22 protein-coding genes are annotated in these 16,085 nt (G+C 65.4%); 10 read left to right on the top strand and 12 right to left on the bottom strand.

Translation table 11 applies throughout. The features are described 5' to 3' along the window. The first annotated feature begins 25 nt into the window (after positions 1-25). Both N2602_RS18425 and N2602_RS18420 read left to right on the top strand, forming a co-directional pair. On the top strand, positions 26-691 hold the full coding sequence (locus N2602_RS18425) for an O-methyltransferase (protein WP_260383491.1): 666 nt from the start codon (positions 26-28) through the stop codon (positions 689-691). 144 nt (positions 692-835) lie between these two features. Next, complete coding sequence (locus N2602_RS18420; protein WP_212258471.1) at positions 836-1,180, top strand: multidrug efflux SMR transporter; 345 nt, start codon at positions 836-838, stop codon at positions 1,178-1,180. A gap of 9 nt (positions 1,181-1,189) precedes the next feature. On the opposite strand, the gene N2602_RS18415 is transcribed toward N2602_RS18420, so the two are convergent. The 5 genes from N2602_RS18415 to N2602_RS18395 all read right to left on the bottom strand — a co-directional run bounded on the left by N2602_RS18415 (position 1,190) and on the right by N2602_RS18395 (position 5,482). Continuing rightward, positions 1,190-1,489 (bottom strand): hypothetical protein, encoded by a 300-nt coding sequence (locus tag N2602_RS18415; RefSeq protein ID WP_246571638.1) that lies wholly within the window; start codon positions 1,487-1,489, stop codon positions 1,190-1,192. A 47-nt stretch (positions 1,490-1,536) separates the two neighbouring features. Then, positions 1,537-1,743, bottom strand: a complete 207-nt coding sequence (locus N2602_RS18410; protein ID WP_018322958.1) for a hypothetical protein — start codon at positions 1,741-1,743, stop codon at positions 1,537-1,539. A 129-nt stretch (positions 1,744-1,872) separates the two neighbouring features. After that, positions 1,873-2,154, bottom strand: coding sequence for a hypothetical protein (locus N2602_RS18405; protein WP_172788569.1), 282 nt, complete (start codon positions 2,152-2,154; stop codon positions 1,873-1,875). Between the two features lie 167 nt (positions 2,155-2,321). Then, a complete protein-coding gene (locus N2602_RS18400; protein ID WP_212258469.1) occupies positions 2,322-3,416 on the bottom strand; it encodes an SH3 domain-containing protein in 1,095 nt (364 codons plus the stop codon). Positions 3,417-3,559: 143 nt separating this feature from the next. Further along, a complete protein-coding gene (locus N2602_RS18395; protein WP_260383490.1) occupies positions 3,560-5,482 on the bottom strand; it encodes an FAD-binding monooxygenase in 1,923 nt (640 codons plus the stop codon). Positions 5,483-5,585: 103 nt separating this feature from the next. Between N2602_RS18395 and N2602_RS18390 the strand changes: the two genes are divergently transcribed. Both N2602_RS18390 and N2602_RS18385 read left to right on the top strand, forming a co-directional pair. Continuing rightward, positions 5,586-6,050: a MarR family winged helix-turn-helix transcriptional regulator gene (locus tag N2602_RS18390; RefSeq protein WP_260383489.1), complete on the top strand. Its 465-nt coding sequence runs from the start codon at positions 5,586-5,588 to the stop codon at positions 6,048-6,050. A 118-nt stretch (positions 6,051-6,168) separates the two neighbouring features. Beyond that, positions 6,169-6,597 carry a hypothetical protein gene (locus N2602_RS18385; protein ID WP_260383488.1) on the top strand — a complete coding sequence of 143 codons (429 nt, stop codon included), beginning with the start codon at positions 6,169-6,171 and terminating at the stop codon, positions 6,595-6,597. 48 nt (positions 6,598-6,645) lie between these two features. Here N2602_RS18385 and N2602_RS18380 read toward each other — a convergent pair whose 3' ends face one another. After that, complete coding sequence (locus N2602_RS18380; RefSeq protein WP_172788550.1) at positions 6,646-7,242, bottom strand: L,D-transpeptidase; 597 nt, start codon at positions 7,240-7,242, stop codon at positions 6,646-6,648. 343 nt (positions 7,243-7,585) lie between these two features. On the opposite strand from N2602_RS18380, the gene N2602_RS18375 reads away from it, so the two are divergent. Both N2602_RS18375 and N2602_RS18370 read left to right on the top strand, forming a co-directional pair. Further along, positions 7,586-8,638, top strand: coding sequence for a septum formation initiator family protein (locus N2602_RS18375; protein WP_260383487.1), 1,053 nt, complete (start codon positions 7,586-7,588; stop codon positions 8,636-8,638). A gap of 481 nt (positions 8,639-9,119) precedes the next feature. Continuing rightward, entirely contained in the window at positions 9,120-9,350 is a 231-nt protein-coding gene (locus tag N2602_RS18370; protein WP_025035960.1) for a DUF6894 family protein, read from the top strand. A 1-nt stretch (position 9,351) separates the two neighbouring features. Here N2602_RS18370 and N2602_RS18365 read toward each other — a convergent pair whose 3' ends face one another. Continuing rightward, the gene (locus N2602_RS18365) at positions 9,352-10,134 is read right to left on the bottom strand and encodes an SDR family NAD(P)-dependent oxidoreductase (protein ID WP_260383486.1); all 783 of its coding nucleotides are present in this window, start codon (positions 10,132-10,134) and stop codon (positions 9,352-9,354) included. Positions 10,135-10,261: 127 nt separating this feature from the next. Between N2602_RS18365 and N2602_RS18360 the strand changes: the two genes are divergently transcribed. Continuing rightward, entirely contained in the window at positions 10,262-10,654 is a 393-nt protein-coding gene (locus N2602_RS18360; RefSeq protein ID WP_212258465.1) for a hypothetical protein, read from the top strand. Between the two features lie 113 nt (positions 10,655-10,767). Beyond that, complete coding sequence (locus N2602_RS18355; protein ID WP_260383485.1) at positions 10,768-11,016, top strand: hypothetical protein; 249 nt, start codon at positions 10,768-10,770, stop codon at positions 11,014-11,016. A 21-nt stretch (positions 11,017-11,037) separates the two neighbouring features. Here N2602_RS18355 and N2602_RS18350 read toward each other — a convergent pair whose 3' ends face one another. The 5 genes from N2602_RS18350 to N2602_RS18330 form a co-directional block, all read right to left on the bottom strand. Then, positions 11,038-11,223, bottom strand: coding sequence for a hypothetical protein (locus N2602_RS18350; RefSeq protein ID WP_172788546.1), 186 nt, complete (start codon positions 11,221-11,223; stop codon positions 11,038-11,040). Positions 11,224-11,396: 173 nt separating this feature from the next. Continuing rightward, positions 11,397-11,678, bottom strand: a complete 282-nt coding sequence (gene minE / locus N2602_RS18345; protein WP_172788545.1) for a cell division topological specificity factor MinE — start codon at positions 11,676-11,678, stop codon at positions 11,397-11,399. After that, the gene (gene minD / locus N2602_RS18340) at positions 11,675-12,490 is read right to left on the bottom strand and encodes a septum site-determining protein MinD (RefSeq protein WP_036022837.1); all 816 of its coding nucleotides are present in this window, start codon (positions 12,488-12,490) and stop codon (positions 11,675-11,677) included. The genes minE and minD overlap by 4 nt, the downstream gene beginning before the upstream one ends. 21 nt (positions 12,491-12,511) lie before the next feature. Then, complete coding sequence (minC, locus tag N2602_RS18335) at positions 12,512-13,210, bottom strand: septum site-determining protein MinC (protein ID WP_212258463.1); 699 nt, start codon at positions 13,208-13,210, stop codon at positions 12,512-12,514. Positions 13,211-13,450: 240 nt separating this feature from the next. Continuing rightward, entirely contained in the window at positions 13,451-14,467 is a 1,017-nt protein-coding gene (locus N2602_RS18330) for an ABC transporter substrate-binding protein (protein WP_260383484.1), read from the bottom strand. Positions 14,468-14,567: 100 nt separating this feature from the next. Between N2602_RS18330 and N2602_RS18325 the strand changes: the two genes are divergently transcribed. Continuing rightward, positions 14,568-15,215 carry a TetR/AcrR family transcriptional regulator gene (locus N2602_RS18325; RefSeq protein WP_260383483.1) on the top strand — a complete coding sequence of 216 codons (648 nt, stop codon included), beginning with the start codon at positions 14,568-14,570 and terminating at the stop codon, positions 15,213-15,215. A gap of 83 nt (positions 15,216-15,298) precedes the next feature. Further along, the gene (locus tag N2602_RS18320; RefSeq protein WP_172788541.1) at positions 15,299-16,069 is read left to right on the top strand and encodes an ABC transporter permease; all 771 of its coding nucleotides are present in this window, start codon (positions 15,299-15,301) and stop codon (positions 16,067-16,069) included. Positions 16,070-16,085 lie beyond the last annotated feature (16 nt).

Genomic DNA, 16,085 nt, shown 5'->3' with positions numbered 1-16,085 from the left:
TCTTTCGCCAACTCTGGAGACTTCGATGACCATCCCGACCATCACTTCGCTTGCGCCGCTGCTGGATCGCCTGTTCGGCGAAGCCGAGGCAGCAAGCGAGGCAACGGAAGCCGCAGTCGCAGACCTGTCCGACGCAGAGCGGGAGCGGATGATGCGGAGCAAAACCGAATATCGCAATCTCTATGGACGCCTGAAGGACGCACCGCTTCCGGTCTCGCGCGAGACCGGAGCGCTGCTCTACATCCTGACACGCAGCTCCCGCGCCCGGTCCATCGTCGAGTTCGGCACCTCGTTCGGCATCTCGACACTGCACCTTGCCGCAGGCCTGCGCGACAATGGCGGGGGGCGCCTCATCACCAGCGAGTTCGAGCCGTCCAAGGTTGCCCGGGCGCGAGACAACCTCTCGGCCGGCGGCTTGATCGATCTCGTCGACATCCGCGAAGGCGACGCGCTGAAGACGCTCAGCACCGGCCTGCCCGAAACGATCGATCTCGTACTGCTCGACGGTGCCAAGGCGCTCTACCCCGAGATCCTGGATCTGGTCGAAGGCCGTCTGCGGCCGGGGGCGATCATCGTCGCCGACAATGCCGACGACAGCCCTGACTATCTGGCACGGGTGCGCGCGCCCGTCGGCGGCTACCTGTCGACGCCCTTTGCCGAAGATGTCGAACTCTCGGTGCGGATCGGTTAGGGCCGGGTCGAAGAATCGGGCCATCTCGAGCCGCCGCACGATCGTCGCGCGGCGGCCTCCCGTCTGCCCGTCGTGTCGCAGGTTCGTCATTCCCACGTGATATTCGCGACAGCCGCGCGGTATCTTCCTCACGCCGAGAGGCTCATGACCTCCGCCTTCAACGCTTATACGGCTCTCGCCCTCGCCATCGTGTTCGAGGTCACCGCGTCGGCGTTCCTGCAGCAATCCGCCCAGTTCACCCGTCCCTGGCCCACGCTGGCGATGGTGCTGTTCTACGTCGCCTCGTTCTACGCGCTCTCGGTGGCGATCCGGGTGATCCCGTTGAGCATCGCCTATGCGATCTGGGGCGGGGTCGGCATCATCCTGACCGCCACCGTTTCCTTCGTGCTGTTCCGTCAGATCCTGGACGCCGCAGCCTTCGTCGGCATTGCGCTGATCGTCTCAGGAGTCGTGATCATCAACCTGTTCTCGGAGACCACGTTGCGTTGACGCGCGCGGTTACCGGCTCTGAGCGGGCGTGGGCGGACGCGGGGCGGACCGGGGCGCCTTGGCACCGGGCTTGGCCGCCCCCCGGGGCGGCGGCTCATCAACCGATGCCAGGTAAGCGGCGAGCGCTTTCGCCGAATCGGAGCTGGTCACGTAATGATCCCTCAGAAACCAGGACAGCGTCAGGCTGAAGCGTCCCTTGGCCAGGCCGCGCGGGCTGCGGTGGCAGGTCGCGCAGCCTTCGGCGAACAGCTTCGCGGGCGACTTGCCGGCATCCAGATTTTGCGCGACGGCGGCCGTCGCCGGCAGCATGGCGGCCGTTAGAATGAGCAGAGGCGCAGTCAGGCCCCGCCTCACCATCACGCTGCGGACAGCTGATCGAATTCGGGCGGCGCGTAGGCCTTGCCATCCTGGTCGGTGATGACCACCCGCCATCCTTCGCTCGCCCACACTTTCGCCTTCGCCACGATGAGCAACCGGCTTTCGCGGGCGAAACTGTACTTCTCGTTGTCGCGTTCTGCGACCATCTTGTAGGCCAATTCGCATCCCCTTGCGTCGCCCTGCACCCGGCCTTCTCGTGGCAGCGGGCTTTGGCGGCAATTCGCCGGGAGCGTGGCAATTTGGTGCCGTCCACGAGGCCTGTGGCCGGCCCCGTGCCGTCGCAACAGAGCCGATCTCGTGACCTCGGATCGGCGCTAGTGCACGCGGATAATATGAGGGCGGCCGAGATTGATCAGGCCCTGCACCGCCGAGAGGCGGTCATTGAGGGCTGCGATGGTGAGCAGCAGATTGTTGCGACGCTCATCGAGTAGTCCCATTTCTGCGCCCGAGAGCTTGGCACCCGCCCGCTCCTTGTGGATCTCCTCGAGGGATTCGCGCAGTCCGGCAATCAAGCCGGCCAGCTGCTTGGCCTCCTTGGTCATCGACCGCTTCGCGACATTTTGCTGACGGCGCGTCTCCGCTTGGTTCTGTCTCATCGTCATCCTCCGGTGCCCCGCTGCCCCGAGTGGATGCTTACAGCTTTGGATAGACATCTTACGATCGATGAAATCTGCCCGCGAAGAACTTTCTTAAATTGTACGCGCACGGAACCGGAGGGCGCGCAAGCGGAGAGCCCGGCACGAGGGCCGGGCTTTCGTGGGAGCTAGCGCTTCTGGTGCGCGCCGGGCCCGCCCGCCGGTGCACCGCCGCCATGCGGCGCGGCATTGACGCGCGGAGCGCCGCCACCGCCGTGCGGCATGGCAGGCGCAGCGGCACGCGGCGCCGGCGTCTGCGCATGCGCGTTCATCGGCGAACCATGGCTGACGCTCGGCTGCGCCGCATGCGGCATCGAGGGCCGCGCGGCCGGCGCGGCCGACACGCGCGGTGCTTCATGCGCGCGCGGCATCGGCTGGGTGCGGACGGCAGCACGGCCTGCAGCCTGCTCGTGCATCATGCGCGCCTGTGCATCGCGCGGATTGCGGCTCTGCGCATTGACCCGCTCGTGCGCGATGCGCTCGCTGCTGCCGGCGCGCGTCCGGTCGGTTGCTACTCCAGCGTCGCGCTTGGCGATCGCAGCGTCGCGCTTGGCGATCGCAGCGTCGCGCTTCGCGATCGCAGCGTCGGGCTTTCCGATCGCAGCGTCGCGCCTTGCGATCGCGCCGTCGCGCTTTCCGATCGCAGCATCGCGTTTTGCGATCGCAGCGTCCGGCCGCGCGGTGACGGCGTCACGTCCGGAGATGGCGGCCTCGCCCTTGCCGCGCACGCCGCTGCGCTCGAGTGCGACCGCCGCATCGCGCGTCGCCGCGCGACCGATGCGGGCTGCGCGCGGATCGAGCGTCAGCCGCGTCGCAAAGCGCTCGTGCGAGCTCCAGTAATTATTCCAATAAGCGTGGCGGCGGTACCAGGGCCGTCCCGCATAGTAGCTCGACCAGTACGAGGTCAGCACGAACGGCACGACGGGCACGTCGATCTCGTCGACATAGTCGGGGAGATAGACGTAGCGATTGCGGTAGAGATATTCGAGATATTGCGACGACACCCAGCCGCGATCGTCGGAGAAGCTGACGTCGCACCAGGCCTTGCCGCGCAGGCAGCCATGGATGTTGACGCGGGCGCCTCCGGGGATGCGATCGACCAGGGGAAAGCCCGTGCCCGGCCCGGCCCGCAAGCCGGTCGAGATGGTCACTATGCCCGGCGCGGCCAGCGCGGCTGTCGGGACGAGTAGCAATGCGGCAACCAGAACGCTTCTGAATTTCATGGCGTGTTCCTCCTCTTTCGACGGAACGCGCAGGCGGAACGAGCGTTCCGCCCGTCATCATCGCATCAGCAGAAAGATTGAGAACGCGCGAACGCGCGAAGTTCAATATTCATCCATCGTTCATCGGCACGGCGCTTTCGGCGTCACTCCACCGGCAGCATGAAGGCGTCGAAGAAGGAAGCGAGCCCGGCAAAATCGTCGAGCCGCAGCACGGTTGCGACATACTGGTCGGGCCGCACCACGACCATGCAGCCGGCCGTCCGATCGATGCCGCGCATCGTGAAAACGTCGTGGCCGCTCTTGAGGTCAGGGCAGAACATCTTCTCGTAATCGTGCAAGCCGTAACGGCCTTTGCTCGGGAGCAACATCGCCGGCATCGCCTCGATGGCAAGCTCGCGATGGTCCTGCTGAAACACCGAGCGCAAATCGATCACGCTGTCGATGTCGGCTCCAACAGGAGTATACCGACGGATCGGTGATTTCCGGGACTCCGCGAGGAAATTGCACAAGGCGCGAGTGGCCGAGCCCGACGCAACCGGGTTCTCAGCGGGCGAGAATGCGTAGATGCGGAAGCGTCCGTCGGCCTGCGCCGCGTGGCCGAGATGCACCGGCTTGGCGTCCGCCAGCCGGATCACCGGCGCGGAATGGAAGCGCTTGCCGACGATAAAGCCCTGCGCGAGATGCTGATGCGTGGCCGCGCCTGTCAGCACCGAGGGCCTGTAATGCGTTGCCGTACCCGCCGTGTAGCGTCCGTGCCGGACGAAATAGTCCTGCGTCTTGGCGGCATCGGCGCCGCCGGCCTTGGCGGCGGAGGCGAGGATCCCCGCCCACTCGCGATCGAAATCGATCAGCTCCTTCGCGACCGCCTGGCGCTCGGCCGAGTAGGAATGCAAGAGGCTCGGCGCACACTGCCTCCGCAGCACGGCCGCGAGCTTCCAGCCGAGATTGAAGGCATCCTGCATCGAGACGTTCATGCCCTGCCCCGCCTTCGGGCTGTGGGTGTGGCAGGCATCGCCGGCGATGAAGATGCGCGGCAGGCGCGCAGCGACCTCGCCTTCCGGCACGTCATCGAACTTGTCGGTGAGGCGCTGGCCGATCTCGTAGACCGACCACCAGGCGATTTCCTTCACCTCGAGCCGATGCGGCTTCAGGATCCGCTGCGCTTTCGCGATCACGTCGTCGGCCGTGATGTTGCGATTGGCAACGCGTTCGCCGGCATCGAGCTTGGCGAGCTCGACATAGATGCGGACCATGTAGCCGCCTTCGCGCGGAATGATCAGCAGGCTGCCGTCCTTCGCCGACTGGATCAGCGACTTGAAGCGGATGTCCGGAAAATCGGTCACGGCCAGCACGTCCATCACGCCCCAGGCGTGGTTGGCGGAATCCCCGTGCAGCTCGCGACCGATCGATTTGCGCACCGTGCTGCGGGCGCCGTCGCAGCCGACGACGTAGCGGGCCTTGATCGTCTCGACATTGCCCTCGTTTGCGGCATCGACGCGTTCGAGGCGCACGGTCACGGCATGATTGTCGGCAGCGGCGGCCGGATCGACATTCAGATCAAGCACACGTCGGCTGTAATACGGCGCGAGCTTCGCCGGCGATTTGCGCATGACGTCGAGAAAGCAGTCATGGACGCGCGCCTGGTTCAGGATGAGGTGCGGGAATTCCGACAGCCCGTCCTCGACGTCCTGCACCCGGCCGCTGCGGACGATGTTCTCCGGCGTCCCTTCATCGGGCTTCCAGAACGTCGTCTCGTTGACCCAATAGGCCTCCTTCAGCACGCGCTCGCCGAAGCCATAGGCGTGGAACATCTCCATGGTGCGACAGGCGATGCCGTCGGCCTGGCCGACCAGCAGGCGGTCCGGCTTCTGCTCGACGATGCAGGTCTTGACGTCAGCGAATTGCGCGAGCTGGGCGGCGAGCGTCAGGCCCGCCGGCCCGCAGCCGACGATGAGGACATCGACCTCGCCAGGCACGGCGCCCTCCGCCCCCGATGCCTGAACGCGCGCGGCAGGATCGGCGATTTCAGGGTCGCCCGGCTGAAATCCATTGAGATGGAATTGCATGAGCACCTCTCCCGCCAGTTTCTGCTTGAATATTGCTCAGTATGCTGACTATCAGTATGCTTGTCAACGACCCGCGGCGCCCCTGCCCGCAGAGGAGATTTCGGTGAAAGACAACAACGACATGCCCGGCCATCTGGCGCGCCGCTTTCAGCAGATCGCGGTCGCGGTGTTCCTGGCCGAGGTCGAGGACGCCGGATTCGATCTCACGCCGGTGCAGTACGCCGCGCTTGCGACCATCAAGGCCAATCCGGGGCTCGACCAGGTGACGCTCGCCGGATTGATCGCCTACGATCGCACCACCATCACCGGCGTGATCGATCGCCTCGTCCAGAAGGGCCTCGTGGAGCGTCGTCCGTCCAGCCGCGACCGCCGCGCGCGCGAGCTCGAGATCACCGACGAGGGCCGGCGCACGCTGCGCAAGATCACCCCGGCCGTTGAATCTGCGCAGCGTATCATGCTGCGCGGCCTCAGCGCGAAAGAGGGCGAGGAGCTGATGCGGCTGCTGCGCAAGGCCATCGCCGCCGGCAACGAGCTCAGCCGCGCGCCGCTGCGCGATGCGCAAGTCTGATCTCCGGCCATGTCCGTAATTGTCGCAGCGCACGAAACCAGGAACTAACCTTCGGCTGCTAACGTCGGCGCGCATTGGGCGCTTAACGCGCGATTAACTTTGCGGGGCGGAGTTTCGGATGTTCAGGTTCCTCGTTGTAGCCGCGGCCATCGCGCTCTCGACCGGTCACGCGCTCGCCAACGGCCATGGCGGCGGCGATGCCGCGCCGCCGAAGCCCGAGGCGACGACTGCGCCGGCGAAGGTGGTCCTGACCAAGCAAGGTCCCAAGCTCGTCGATCTCAAGGGTATGACGCTCTACTATTACGAGCGCGACACCACCGGAAAGACGTCGAACTGCAACGGCAAGTGCACCGAGAGCTGGGTCCCGCTGCCAGCAACCGCAGACGCCAAGGCCGTCGGCGATTTCACCGTGATCAGCCGCAACGACGGCAGCAAGATGTGGGCGTACCGGTATCGCCCGCTCTATACCTCGCCCGCCGACAAGGCGCCGGGCGACGCCAACGGCAACGCCACGACGCTGCAATGGCGGGTCGCCCGGCCTGAGTAGCCGCGCACAAACAATCCACGAGAACGCGATCCGGCCGGTCGGGCGGCCTTACCCCCGCCAGCGTCCACCCGCCTCGGCCTGCGCGCTCTGCCCCGGCGGCAGCACCACGACCATCGAATTGAGCTTCACCCGGTCGTAGAGATCGATGACGTCCTCGTTACGCATCCGGATGCAGCCGGACGAGATCGCCTGCCCGATATATTCGGGTTGGTTGGTGCCGTGGATGCGATAGAGCGTGTCCTTGTTGCCGACAAAGAGATAGATGCCCCGCGCGCCCAGCGGATTGGCGGGACCGCCGGGAACGCGCGCCGGATACGGGCCGAGTCGCGCCTGGATATCCGCGGTCGGAACCCAGTCCGGCCATTCCGCCAAGCGACCGACCCGCGCCACGCCGGAGAACGCCATGGCTTCCTCGCCGACGGCAACGCCGTAGCGGATCGCCTTGCCCTCGGGCAGGACGTAATAGAGATAGCGCGCGTCGGTATCGACCAGGATCGTGCCCGGCTGCTCCTTGCGGTGGTAATCGACGATGTGACGCAGATATTGCTCGGGCACGTTCGCCTTCGCGTAAGGCGCGTGCGCGAGCAACTGACGGTCGCGCGGTGTCATGCTCGCATCCGTCGATGGCGAAAGTGTCGTCTGCATGCAGCCGCCCAGCGGCAACAGGGCTGCGACGAACAAAACGAGTAGAGATCTTGGCACCGCCGGCCCCCCAATAGCGGAACAACAGCGCCCCCAGCAGCGCCAGATATTGCCAAAATCATGCTGAAAACAAGGCGGTGCGGGAACACATGCGCGTGTTCGGCAAATTGGGTTCCATCACCACAAAGGGCGGAAGACTGTCGCATCATCTCCATCCCCTCGCCTTGCTTTGGTCAAACCCGGCTGGACTCGTGCGTCATGGGGACCGGCATGGGCTCACCTCGGATCAGCCCCGCGCCAATGCGGATGACTTAAACCTCGAACACTGCGCTTCAAAGGAGCTGCGATGCTCGCGACGCTGAACGCCAAGCAAATCGTCGATGAGATCGTGAAGGACACGGTCAAGGACAACGATCCGCACGACGCGGTCCAGATCTCGCCCGAGATCGTGCTCGCCTCACGCCCCACCAGCGTGTCGCCTGCGCTGGCGCCGGAGATCGCGCGGCGTCCGGAGCCCAAGTTTGCCCCGGAGCCCAAGCTCATGCCGAAATTCACGCTGGAGCCCGCGCGCGCCCCCGAGCCCACCATCAACGTCGTCTACGGAAAATCCGCCGCGGCCCCGTCGATCGACACGGCTGTCCGCGTCACGTCCAGCGATGGTCCCGTGATGAAGAAGCGATCCACGGTCCGCAAATGGCTGCGCGGCGCGTTCGTCACGTTCCTGCTTGCCGGCGCCAGCGTGGCCGCCAGCGTCGCTTGGGAGAAGCACGGCGACACGGCAAAGCAGTTGCTGGCCGAATGGACGCCGGCGCTGACCTCGCTGCTCCCGACCACCTCGTTGCTGTCTGCGACACCGCAGCAAAGCGCGCCGGTCGCCGCCGCCGAGGCTGCGCCGCCCGCAGCCGAAGCCACACCCAACCAAACGGCGGATCAAGCTGCGACCCCGCCCGCGGCTCAGCTTGCTGCGGCCGCGCCTGCAGCGACACAGCCTGTCGATGCAGCGCAGGTGCAATCGATGACACGCGATCTCGCCGCGATGGCGCAGCAGATCGAGCAGCTCAAGGCCAACATCGCCGAGTTGAAGGCCGGACAGGAGCAGATGGCGCGTGAGATGGCCAGGCCTCCTGCACCGAAGCCGGTCACCGAAGCGCGGCCGCCGGTCGATCCGCGCGCACGCGCAGCTGCACTGCCGCCGCAACCTGTCGCGCCGCCGGTTCGCAAGCCCAAGCCGCCTGTGACGCGGACCTACATGCCGGCCTCTTCGCCCTCGCCGCTCGCACCTCCGCCGCCGGCATCGCAGGCCGCTGCCGCGCCGCCGTCAGCTGCGCCGACCACGACGACGCAAGCCGTTGCCGATGACGACGGACCGATCGTGCGCCCGCCGATGCCGCTGCGTTAGAGCATGATCCGGACCCGAAGGGCCGCGTTAGCGCAAAGCGCGTAGCGGTTTTCCGAAGAGATCATGCTCAAACACTAACCTGAGGCGCGATGACGATTCATCGCATCGCGCTTTAGAGCAACGCCGCGGCCTCGCTGTCGTGCGCTCGCGTACGCTGTCCGAGTCGATGCGATGCGTTAACTCCGGGGAATTACGGGAAGCGATCTCACGCTCAAGAGAAAAGGCCGTCGGGATCTATGCCGGCGGCCTTCTCTTGCAGCTCCCGGTTCCCGGAGCCCGGTTCTGCTGCAATTCCATGCCTTAATGATTGCGCAGGCATATTTAATAAATTCCTAACGACCCTGCACACTGCACATCATTTCTGCGCCATAAGCTCAGAGATTGCGCGCTCTGTTCGTTCGATAGATATCGACTCAGTGGTATCATCCGACATGCGTTGAGACTTGCACTGAAGCTCAGATCGTCACACCGGGGAATTCGGATGCCCTACTACTATTTCGATCTCGTGGTTGGTGAAGAGTTCAAGAACCAGGGTGGAATCATCCTCGAAGACATCGAGGTTGCCTCCGATCGCGCCGATCAATTGGCTTGCGAGCTGTCGCAGGTGAAGCCGGAGCTGCAGCAGAAGGGCTGCGCGGTGCGCGTCACCGATCGCGATCACAACGAGCTGTATCGCACGCCGCTCGATCCCGTGCCGGCTTGGCAGCGCTAGGCTAATCCAGCGCCGGCGCCTCGAACCAGTTCGTCAGCGACAATCCACCGTCGACGACGAAGGCTGCGCCGGTGACGTAAGCGGACAGCTTGTTCGACAGCACCGTGAGCGCCATCGGTGCGAGGTCAATGGCCTCGCCGAGCCGCCCGAGCGGAATGTGCCGCGCCAGCGCGGGATCGGCGACGAACCCGCCGGCTGCGATCGCGCCCGGCACCAGTGCGTTGACGCGGATGTCGTAACGTCCGAGCGTCTTGGCCAGCTCCTTCACCAGCATCGCCATGGCGGCCTTTGCCGTCGAATAATGCGCCAGGTTGCGCGGCGTGCCCGCATGCAGCGACGTCAGAAACAGGAACGAACCCGGTCGCTTCGCCGCGATCAGCCGCTTTGCCAGCGCGCGAGCGAGGTGAAAGCCGGCATCGAGATTGACGGCATGCATCTCCTGCCAGGTCTTGCGATCGACCGCGAGCGCATGATCGGCCTCGCGTCGCGGCGGCGAGGCGCTGTGGACGAAATGCGTGACCTCGCCGAGCGCGGCGTGTGCGGCCGTCAGCAGCTCATCGCAGGCCTCGAGGCTGGCGAGATCGCCGACCCAGGGCACGGCGAGACCAGGCCTCTCGCTCGCGCCGATCGCGGCGCGCACCCGCTCCGCGCTCACATCCGCGAACACGGTGCGGACGCCCTCGCCGACCAGGCCGAGCGCGATGGCGCGGCCGATGCCATTGCCCGCGCCGGTGACGAGCGCGGTGTCGCGTGCGGGATCGAACGGCGTGCTGAACAGGCTCATGTCGCGCTCCGATGCTGGGAAGCAGCAGGTTAGCCCACCGCCCCGACGGACGACAATCGCACTGCGCACCATTGCGGAGCGGCGCGCCGGACGCTAGCCTCTCGGGAAAACGGAGGAGGTCCCAAGGATGCGCACCGGTTTTCTGATGACGGCCCTGTTGCTGTTGGCCGCGCCGGCCCTCGCGGGCGAGGCGCCACCGCGGGCGACCTATGTGACGATGGTGTTGCAGGCCTTCGCCGCCAAGGTCGAGTGCCCCAACACCGATCTCGTCTATCAGGACCTCGTGCAGAGGGCGCAGCAGATGCAACTGCCCGACGGCACCACCGAGAAGGTGCGCAAGGCGATCGCCTGGATGCACACCGGCGGCAAGATGGGCGAGAAGCAGGACGACGATCTGATGGCGGAAGTCGCGGTTGCGACCCAGGCGACCGACATGGACCAGCGCCGCCTCGGCATGTCCGGCTGGTGCGAAGCCCAGAAGACCAATCTCGCCGGCCTGATCCGGAGCAAGGGCGGCTAGCGCCCCGGCATTGCCGCGTTAAGCACGCCGCGACGGAACCTCTGCCGCGGCCCAAAAACGTCACAATGCTCGAAAGCATGCGGCCTCTTTCCGAATTCGAACAGGAGGTCCTCATGCGGAATATCCATTTCGTTTTCGCCGGCGCGATTGCAGCCGCCGCGGTGCTGACTGCGCCCGCCCTGGCGAGGAATTCCGACGCCGAGAAGGGCGGGGAAAAGTCCACCTCGCCGTCCTGCAGTGCCTATCAGCAGGCGCCGGACGGCACGTGGGAACCGCTGCCCTGCAGGGAATCGCGCGAGCGCGCGCAGCCACAGACACAAAATCGCACGTCGCAGCAAGGCGCCGATCGCGAGGAGCGTTGAAGACGTTCGCGCGTTCGAATGTCAGCTCTGATGCGGGCCGCGCATGATCTTCATGGCGTCCACGATGTGACGCCATTCCCTCGCCTCGTCGGCCTCGCCGCGGCCCTCGCAGGCCTGGGCCTGCTCCGCGGCCTTCGCGATCGCAGCAAAGCCGTGCTTTTCGAGCATCTGCCTGGCAACGGTATGGACCTGGACCTCGGACATCATGGGCGCTCTCCCGTCTGACCGGCCGCGGTGCAACGCTGCCGCGGGTTGTTACAACGGTCGAGGCGCGGGGCGCGTTCCGTCCCATCGATGCGAGCGGCAAGACAAAGGCGGCCCGCCATGCCCGGCGGACCGCCTTCTCACCCACCCCAAGACGGGAGGCTGCGGCCGCGTCCCTACGCGACCGCCACCTTTTTCCGCTCGATGTCGTTGGGCACCTCAATATCGACCTCGAGGGTCGAGACCTCGTCGCCGCGCTCGAGCCGGACGATGACCTTGGTCGGGTCCAGCGTCACATGCTTGGACACGACGGCGAGAATTTCCTCACGCAGCACACCGAGCAGATCGGGCTGGCCGCGCATTCCGCGTTCATGGGCAAGCAGGATCTGCAGCCGTTCGCGCGCGACGGGTGCCGAGGCCTTCTTGCCGCGGAGAAGTCGAAGCAGACCCATGCTCATGCAGCCCTCCGTCGCAGCAGGCGGTCCATAAATCCTCTGCGCTCGGCAGGAACGTGCATCGTCACGTTCTCGCCGCAGAGGCGCTTGGCCGCGTCCATATAGGCTCGTGCCGGCGCTCCATCGGCATTCGACAGAGTCACGGGCGTGCCGACGTTGGAGGCCTTCAAGACGTCCTGGCTCTCGGGGATGATGCCGAGCAAGGGCGTGGCAAGGATCTCCAGGATGTCATCGATGGTCAGCATCTCGCCGCGCGCGGCGCGCGAGGGATCGTAGCGGGTGATCAGGATGTGCTTCTCGACGCGCTCGCCCTTCTCGGCCCGCACCGTCTTGGAATCGAGCATGCCGATGATGCGGTCGGAATCGCGCACCGAGGAGACTTCCGGATTGGTGACGATCACGGCCTCGTCGGCAAAGCGCATCGCCATGGAGGCGCCGCGCTCGATGCCGGCCGGGCTGTCGCAGATCACCCAGTCGAACCGGCTGCGCAACTCGGCGATGACCTTGCCGACGCCCTCTTCCGTCAGCGCGTCCTTATCGCGGGTTTGGGAAGCCGGCAGCAGCCATAAATTCTCCAGCCGCTTGTCCTTGATCAGCGCCTGCGGGAGTTTGGCGACGCCCTGCACGACGTTGATGAGATCGAACACGACGCGGCGTTCGGCCCCCATCACGAGATCGAGGTTGCGCAGGCCGACGTCGAAATCGACGACGACGACCTTGTCGCCGCGCTGCGCCAAGGCAGCTCCCAGCGCGGCGGTCGTCGTGGTCTTGCCGACCCCGCCCTTGCCTGATGTCACGACCAGTACCTTACTCATCTGAAATGTCTCCTTTGCTGGTCAGTTCAGTGCTGTAATTCGCATGGTATTCCCCTGCAGCCAGGCCTGCGCCGGCTTGCCGCGCAAGGCGGCGTCGATGTCGTCCGCAGTCTGGTAAAACCCGTCGATTGCAAGCAGTTCGGCCTCGATCTTCTGGCAGTAGATGCGCGCGCTGGTGTGTCCGTTGACGCCGGCCATGGCGCGGCCGCGCAGCGCGCCGTAGACGTGGATGGAGCCGCCGGCGACGACCTCGGCGCCGGAGCCGACCGAGCCGAGGATGGTGACGTCGCCGTCCGGGAAGATCACGGTCTGGCCCGAGCGCACGGGGCTATCGAGCAGCAGGGAGGTCGGCTTGGTCTCGGCCTTCACGTCGGCCTTCTTCGGCGCGCTCGGCTCGACCACGCAGCTACGTCCGCCCGACAGCAGCGGCGGCATCGCCGGCGTCAGCCGGCCCTCCTCCACGCCCTCGATGCCGAGCACACGGATATTGCGGTCCTGGAGGCTGGTGAGGAGATGGCCGATGCCGGCTTGGCTGAGATCGACCGAGGACAGGTCGATCACCACGGGCCGGCCGGCGAAGAAGCCGGGCGAGCGCGCAATCGTGGCATCAATCTCGTGCAGCCAGTCCTGGACCGGAACCGTCGGCGTGAACACGAAAGCCACATAGGAGCGCCCCCGCAGGCGCACCATTTGACGTTGGACCTTTGCTGCAGCCTCCATGGCGGCCGACTCGTTCCCTGTTATTGAATGGTTAACGATGCGGCGGATATGGTTAACGGCGGGTTAATTTCTCCGCGGGGCTCACGGTATTAGGAGCGCGCTCCCCCCCAGCACAGCCGTCATCGCCCGGCTTGACCGGGCGATCCAGTACTCCGAGACCGTTGTGATTGAATCGATGGGCTGCGGCGTACTGGATGCCCCGGTCAAGCCGGGGCATGACTCCGTCCATGGGCAAACGCCCTACTTCTTCACCTTGCTCGCGTCCATCTTGATGCTCTGGTCCAGCATCCTGGTCGTGAACGCCGTCGTCACGTCGAACGGCTTCTCCATGCCGAGATAGGTCTGGACCAGCTCATAGTCCTTCTTCATCCGCTCGCCGTCGATCCAGCCGAGCCCCTTGCTCGTGGTGAACTCGTCGGTCATCAGGAACTTGATGCGCTCCCACTGGCGCTCCTGATTCTCCTTGTCGAGACCCGAGACCTGATCGAGCAGCGCCTTCAGGCATGGCGCGACGTCGGCGACACAGGCTGCAAAGGCCTTCTGCGTGACGCGCACGAAGTCTTCGACGACCTTCGGGTTCTTCTGCAAGTAAGCGCCGTTGACGATCAGCGAATTACCATAAGGGTTGAGCCCAATGTCCTTCCAGTTGACGTAGCCGAGATCGGGCCCGAACTCGATGACCTTGAGGTCGTGCTCGTTGTAGAAGTCGCTGATGATGTCCACCGTATGGCTCTTCAGCGCTGCGATCTTCGCGGTCGGTCCGACATTGACGAAGCCGACGGAGTCGGGCGCAAGGCCTGCGGCCTTGGCGAAGGCCGGCCACATCACGCGCGAGGCATCGCCCGGCGGATTGCCGATCTTGTGCCCGGCAAAATCCTTCACGCCGTTCACGCCGTAGCTCTTCAGCCAATAGAAGGTCTGGCCGGTATTGGCATAGACGCTCATCACCGCAACGGCGTCGGCGCCCTTGCTCTTGGCCACCAGCATGGTGGCGAGATCGGCGACGCCGAACGGCGAGCCGCCCGAACCGACCTTGGCGGCGGAGACGCCGGAGCCCTTGCCGGTCTCGATGGTGAGGTCGATGCCGGCCTTCTCGTACCAGCCCTGCGCCTTGGCAAAATAATAGGGCGAGTGGTCGGCCGTCGGCGTCCAGTTCAGGATCAGATTGACGGCTTCTCCCGCATGCGCGGGCGCGACCGACACACCGAGCCCCAAGGCCAACATCAGGGCAGAGCCCGCCGCCTGCAAACGCTTCATCGCATCTCTCCTCGTTGCCGCGACCCGGCTTGTCGCTCTCCCCTTGTGAGGATACCAATGCAACAAGCCCGCCCTTCACTTGTCAACTGTTTGGTTGGAAATGCCCGCAAAACGATCTGGCGACACCGTGCCGCAGCGCCGCGACCCCGTCGCCACCCGCAAGAAGCTGCTGACCGCGGCGCGCCAGGAATTCGCCCGGCACGGATTTGCGGGCGCCCGCGTCGACGAGATCGCCGAGCGCGCCGGCGTCAACAAGCAGCTCGTCTATCATTATTTCGGCGACAAGGACGCGCTGTACCTCTCGGTGCTCGAATGGGTCTATGAGGACATCCGCGCGCAGGAGCGCAGACTCAATCTCGAGGGTCTGGCGCCGGAGAAGGCGATCCGCAAGCTGATCGAAGCTTCGTTCGATCACCTGGCGGCGAACCCTGATTTCATCGTGCTTTTGAACGACGAGAACCGCGGCGGCGCCCGCCACGTCCGCGGCTCGACCCGGCTGGAGGCGATGCACTCACCGCTCGTGAAGAGTGTTTCGCACATCCTCCACGAAGGGGTCCGCGTGGGCGTGTTCCGCAAGGGGATCGACCCCATCCAGCTCTATATCTCGATAGCGGGCCTCAGCTATTTCTTCTTCTCCAACACGCCGACGCTGTCGGCGATCTTCGGCAAGGACCTGTCGAGCCGCAGCGCACGGCGCGCCCGGCGACGGCATGTCGCGGATCTCGTGCTGCAGTCGCTCCGGCCATAATCAACCAACTGGTTGAAACTTCCCTGGAGGACGGCTAGGCTTGCAGCCGGCGGCAGGGTGACTGCCGACAACAGGAGCAGTCGGTGGCAGGAGACAGCGCACGCAGCTGGCGCAGCTTTGCGATCATCCTGATCGTGCACCTCGCCGTGCTCGTGCTGTGGCAGGTCGCGGTCGACGCCTTCCATGTGCCCAAATTCATCCTGCCCTCCCCGCTCGCGACGATCCAAACATTGGGAACCACAGGCTATGCCTGGGGCGCCAACACGCTGGTGACGGCGATCGAGATCCTCGGCGGCTTCGCACTGGGTGCGTTCGTCGGCGTGGCGCTCGCGGTGATCTTCAGCTGGGCGCCGTTGCTGAGCCTCGTGCTGCTGCCGCTGTTCGTGACGCTGAACATGATTCCGAAGGTCGCGCTCGGCCCGCTCTTCATCGTCTGGTTCTCCTACGGCATTGTGCCGAACATCCTGATCGCCTTCAGCATCTGCTTTTTCCCGATCCTGCTCACCACCGCGCGCGGCCTGCGCGAGGTCGAGCCCGACCTGCTCGACCTCGTCAAATCGCTGCGCGGCTCGCGCTGGACGCTGTTCCGCAAGATCCAGCTGCCGGGATCGCTGCCTTACGTGTTCTCCGGCATGAAGGTCGGCGCCATCCTGGCGGTCGCAGGCGCCATCGTCGGCGAGTTCATCGCCTCCGAGCGCGGGCTCGGCTACCTCATGATCCAGGTGCAGTCCTCGCTCGACACGCCCGCGATGGTGATGGCGGTCGTGCTGCTGACGCTGCTCGGCGTCGCTCTCTACGGCCTCGTGCTCGCCCTCGAACGCATGTTCGTGGTCGGCGATGCGAGACAGACCTGAAGACCAAGGACGAATC

This window comes from Bradyrhizobium sp. NC92, from assembly GCF_025200865.1.
Taxonomy (GTDB): domain Bacteria; phylum Pseudomonadota; class Alphaproteobacteria; order Rhizobiales; family Xanthobacteraceae; genus Bradyrhizobium.
The sequence above is the reverse complement of the archived record's forward strand: the minus strand, read 5'-3'. Positions and strand labels throughout refer to the sequence as shown.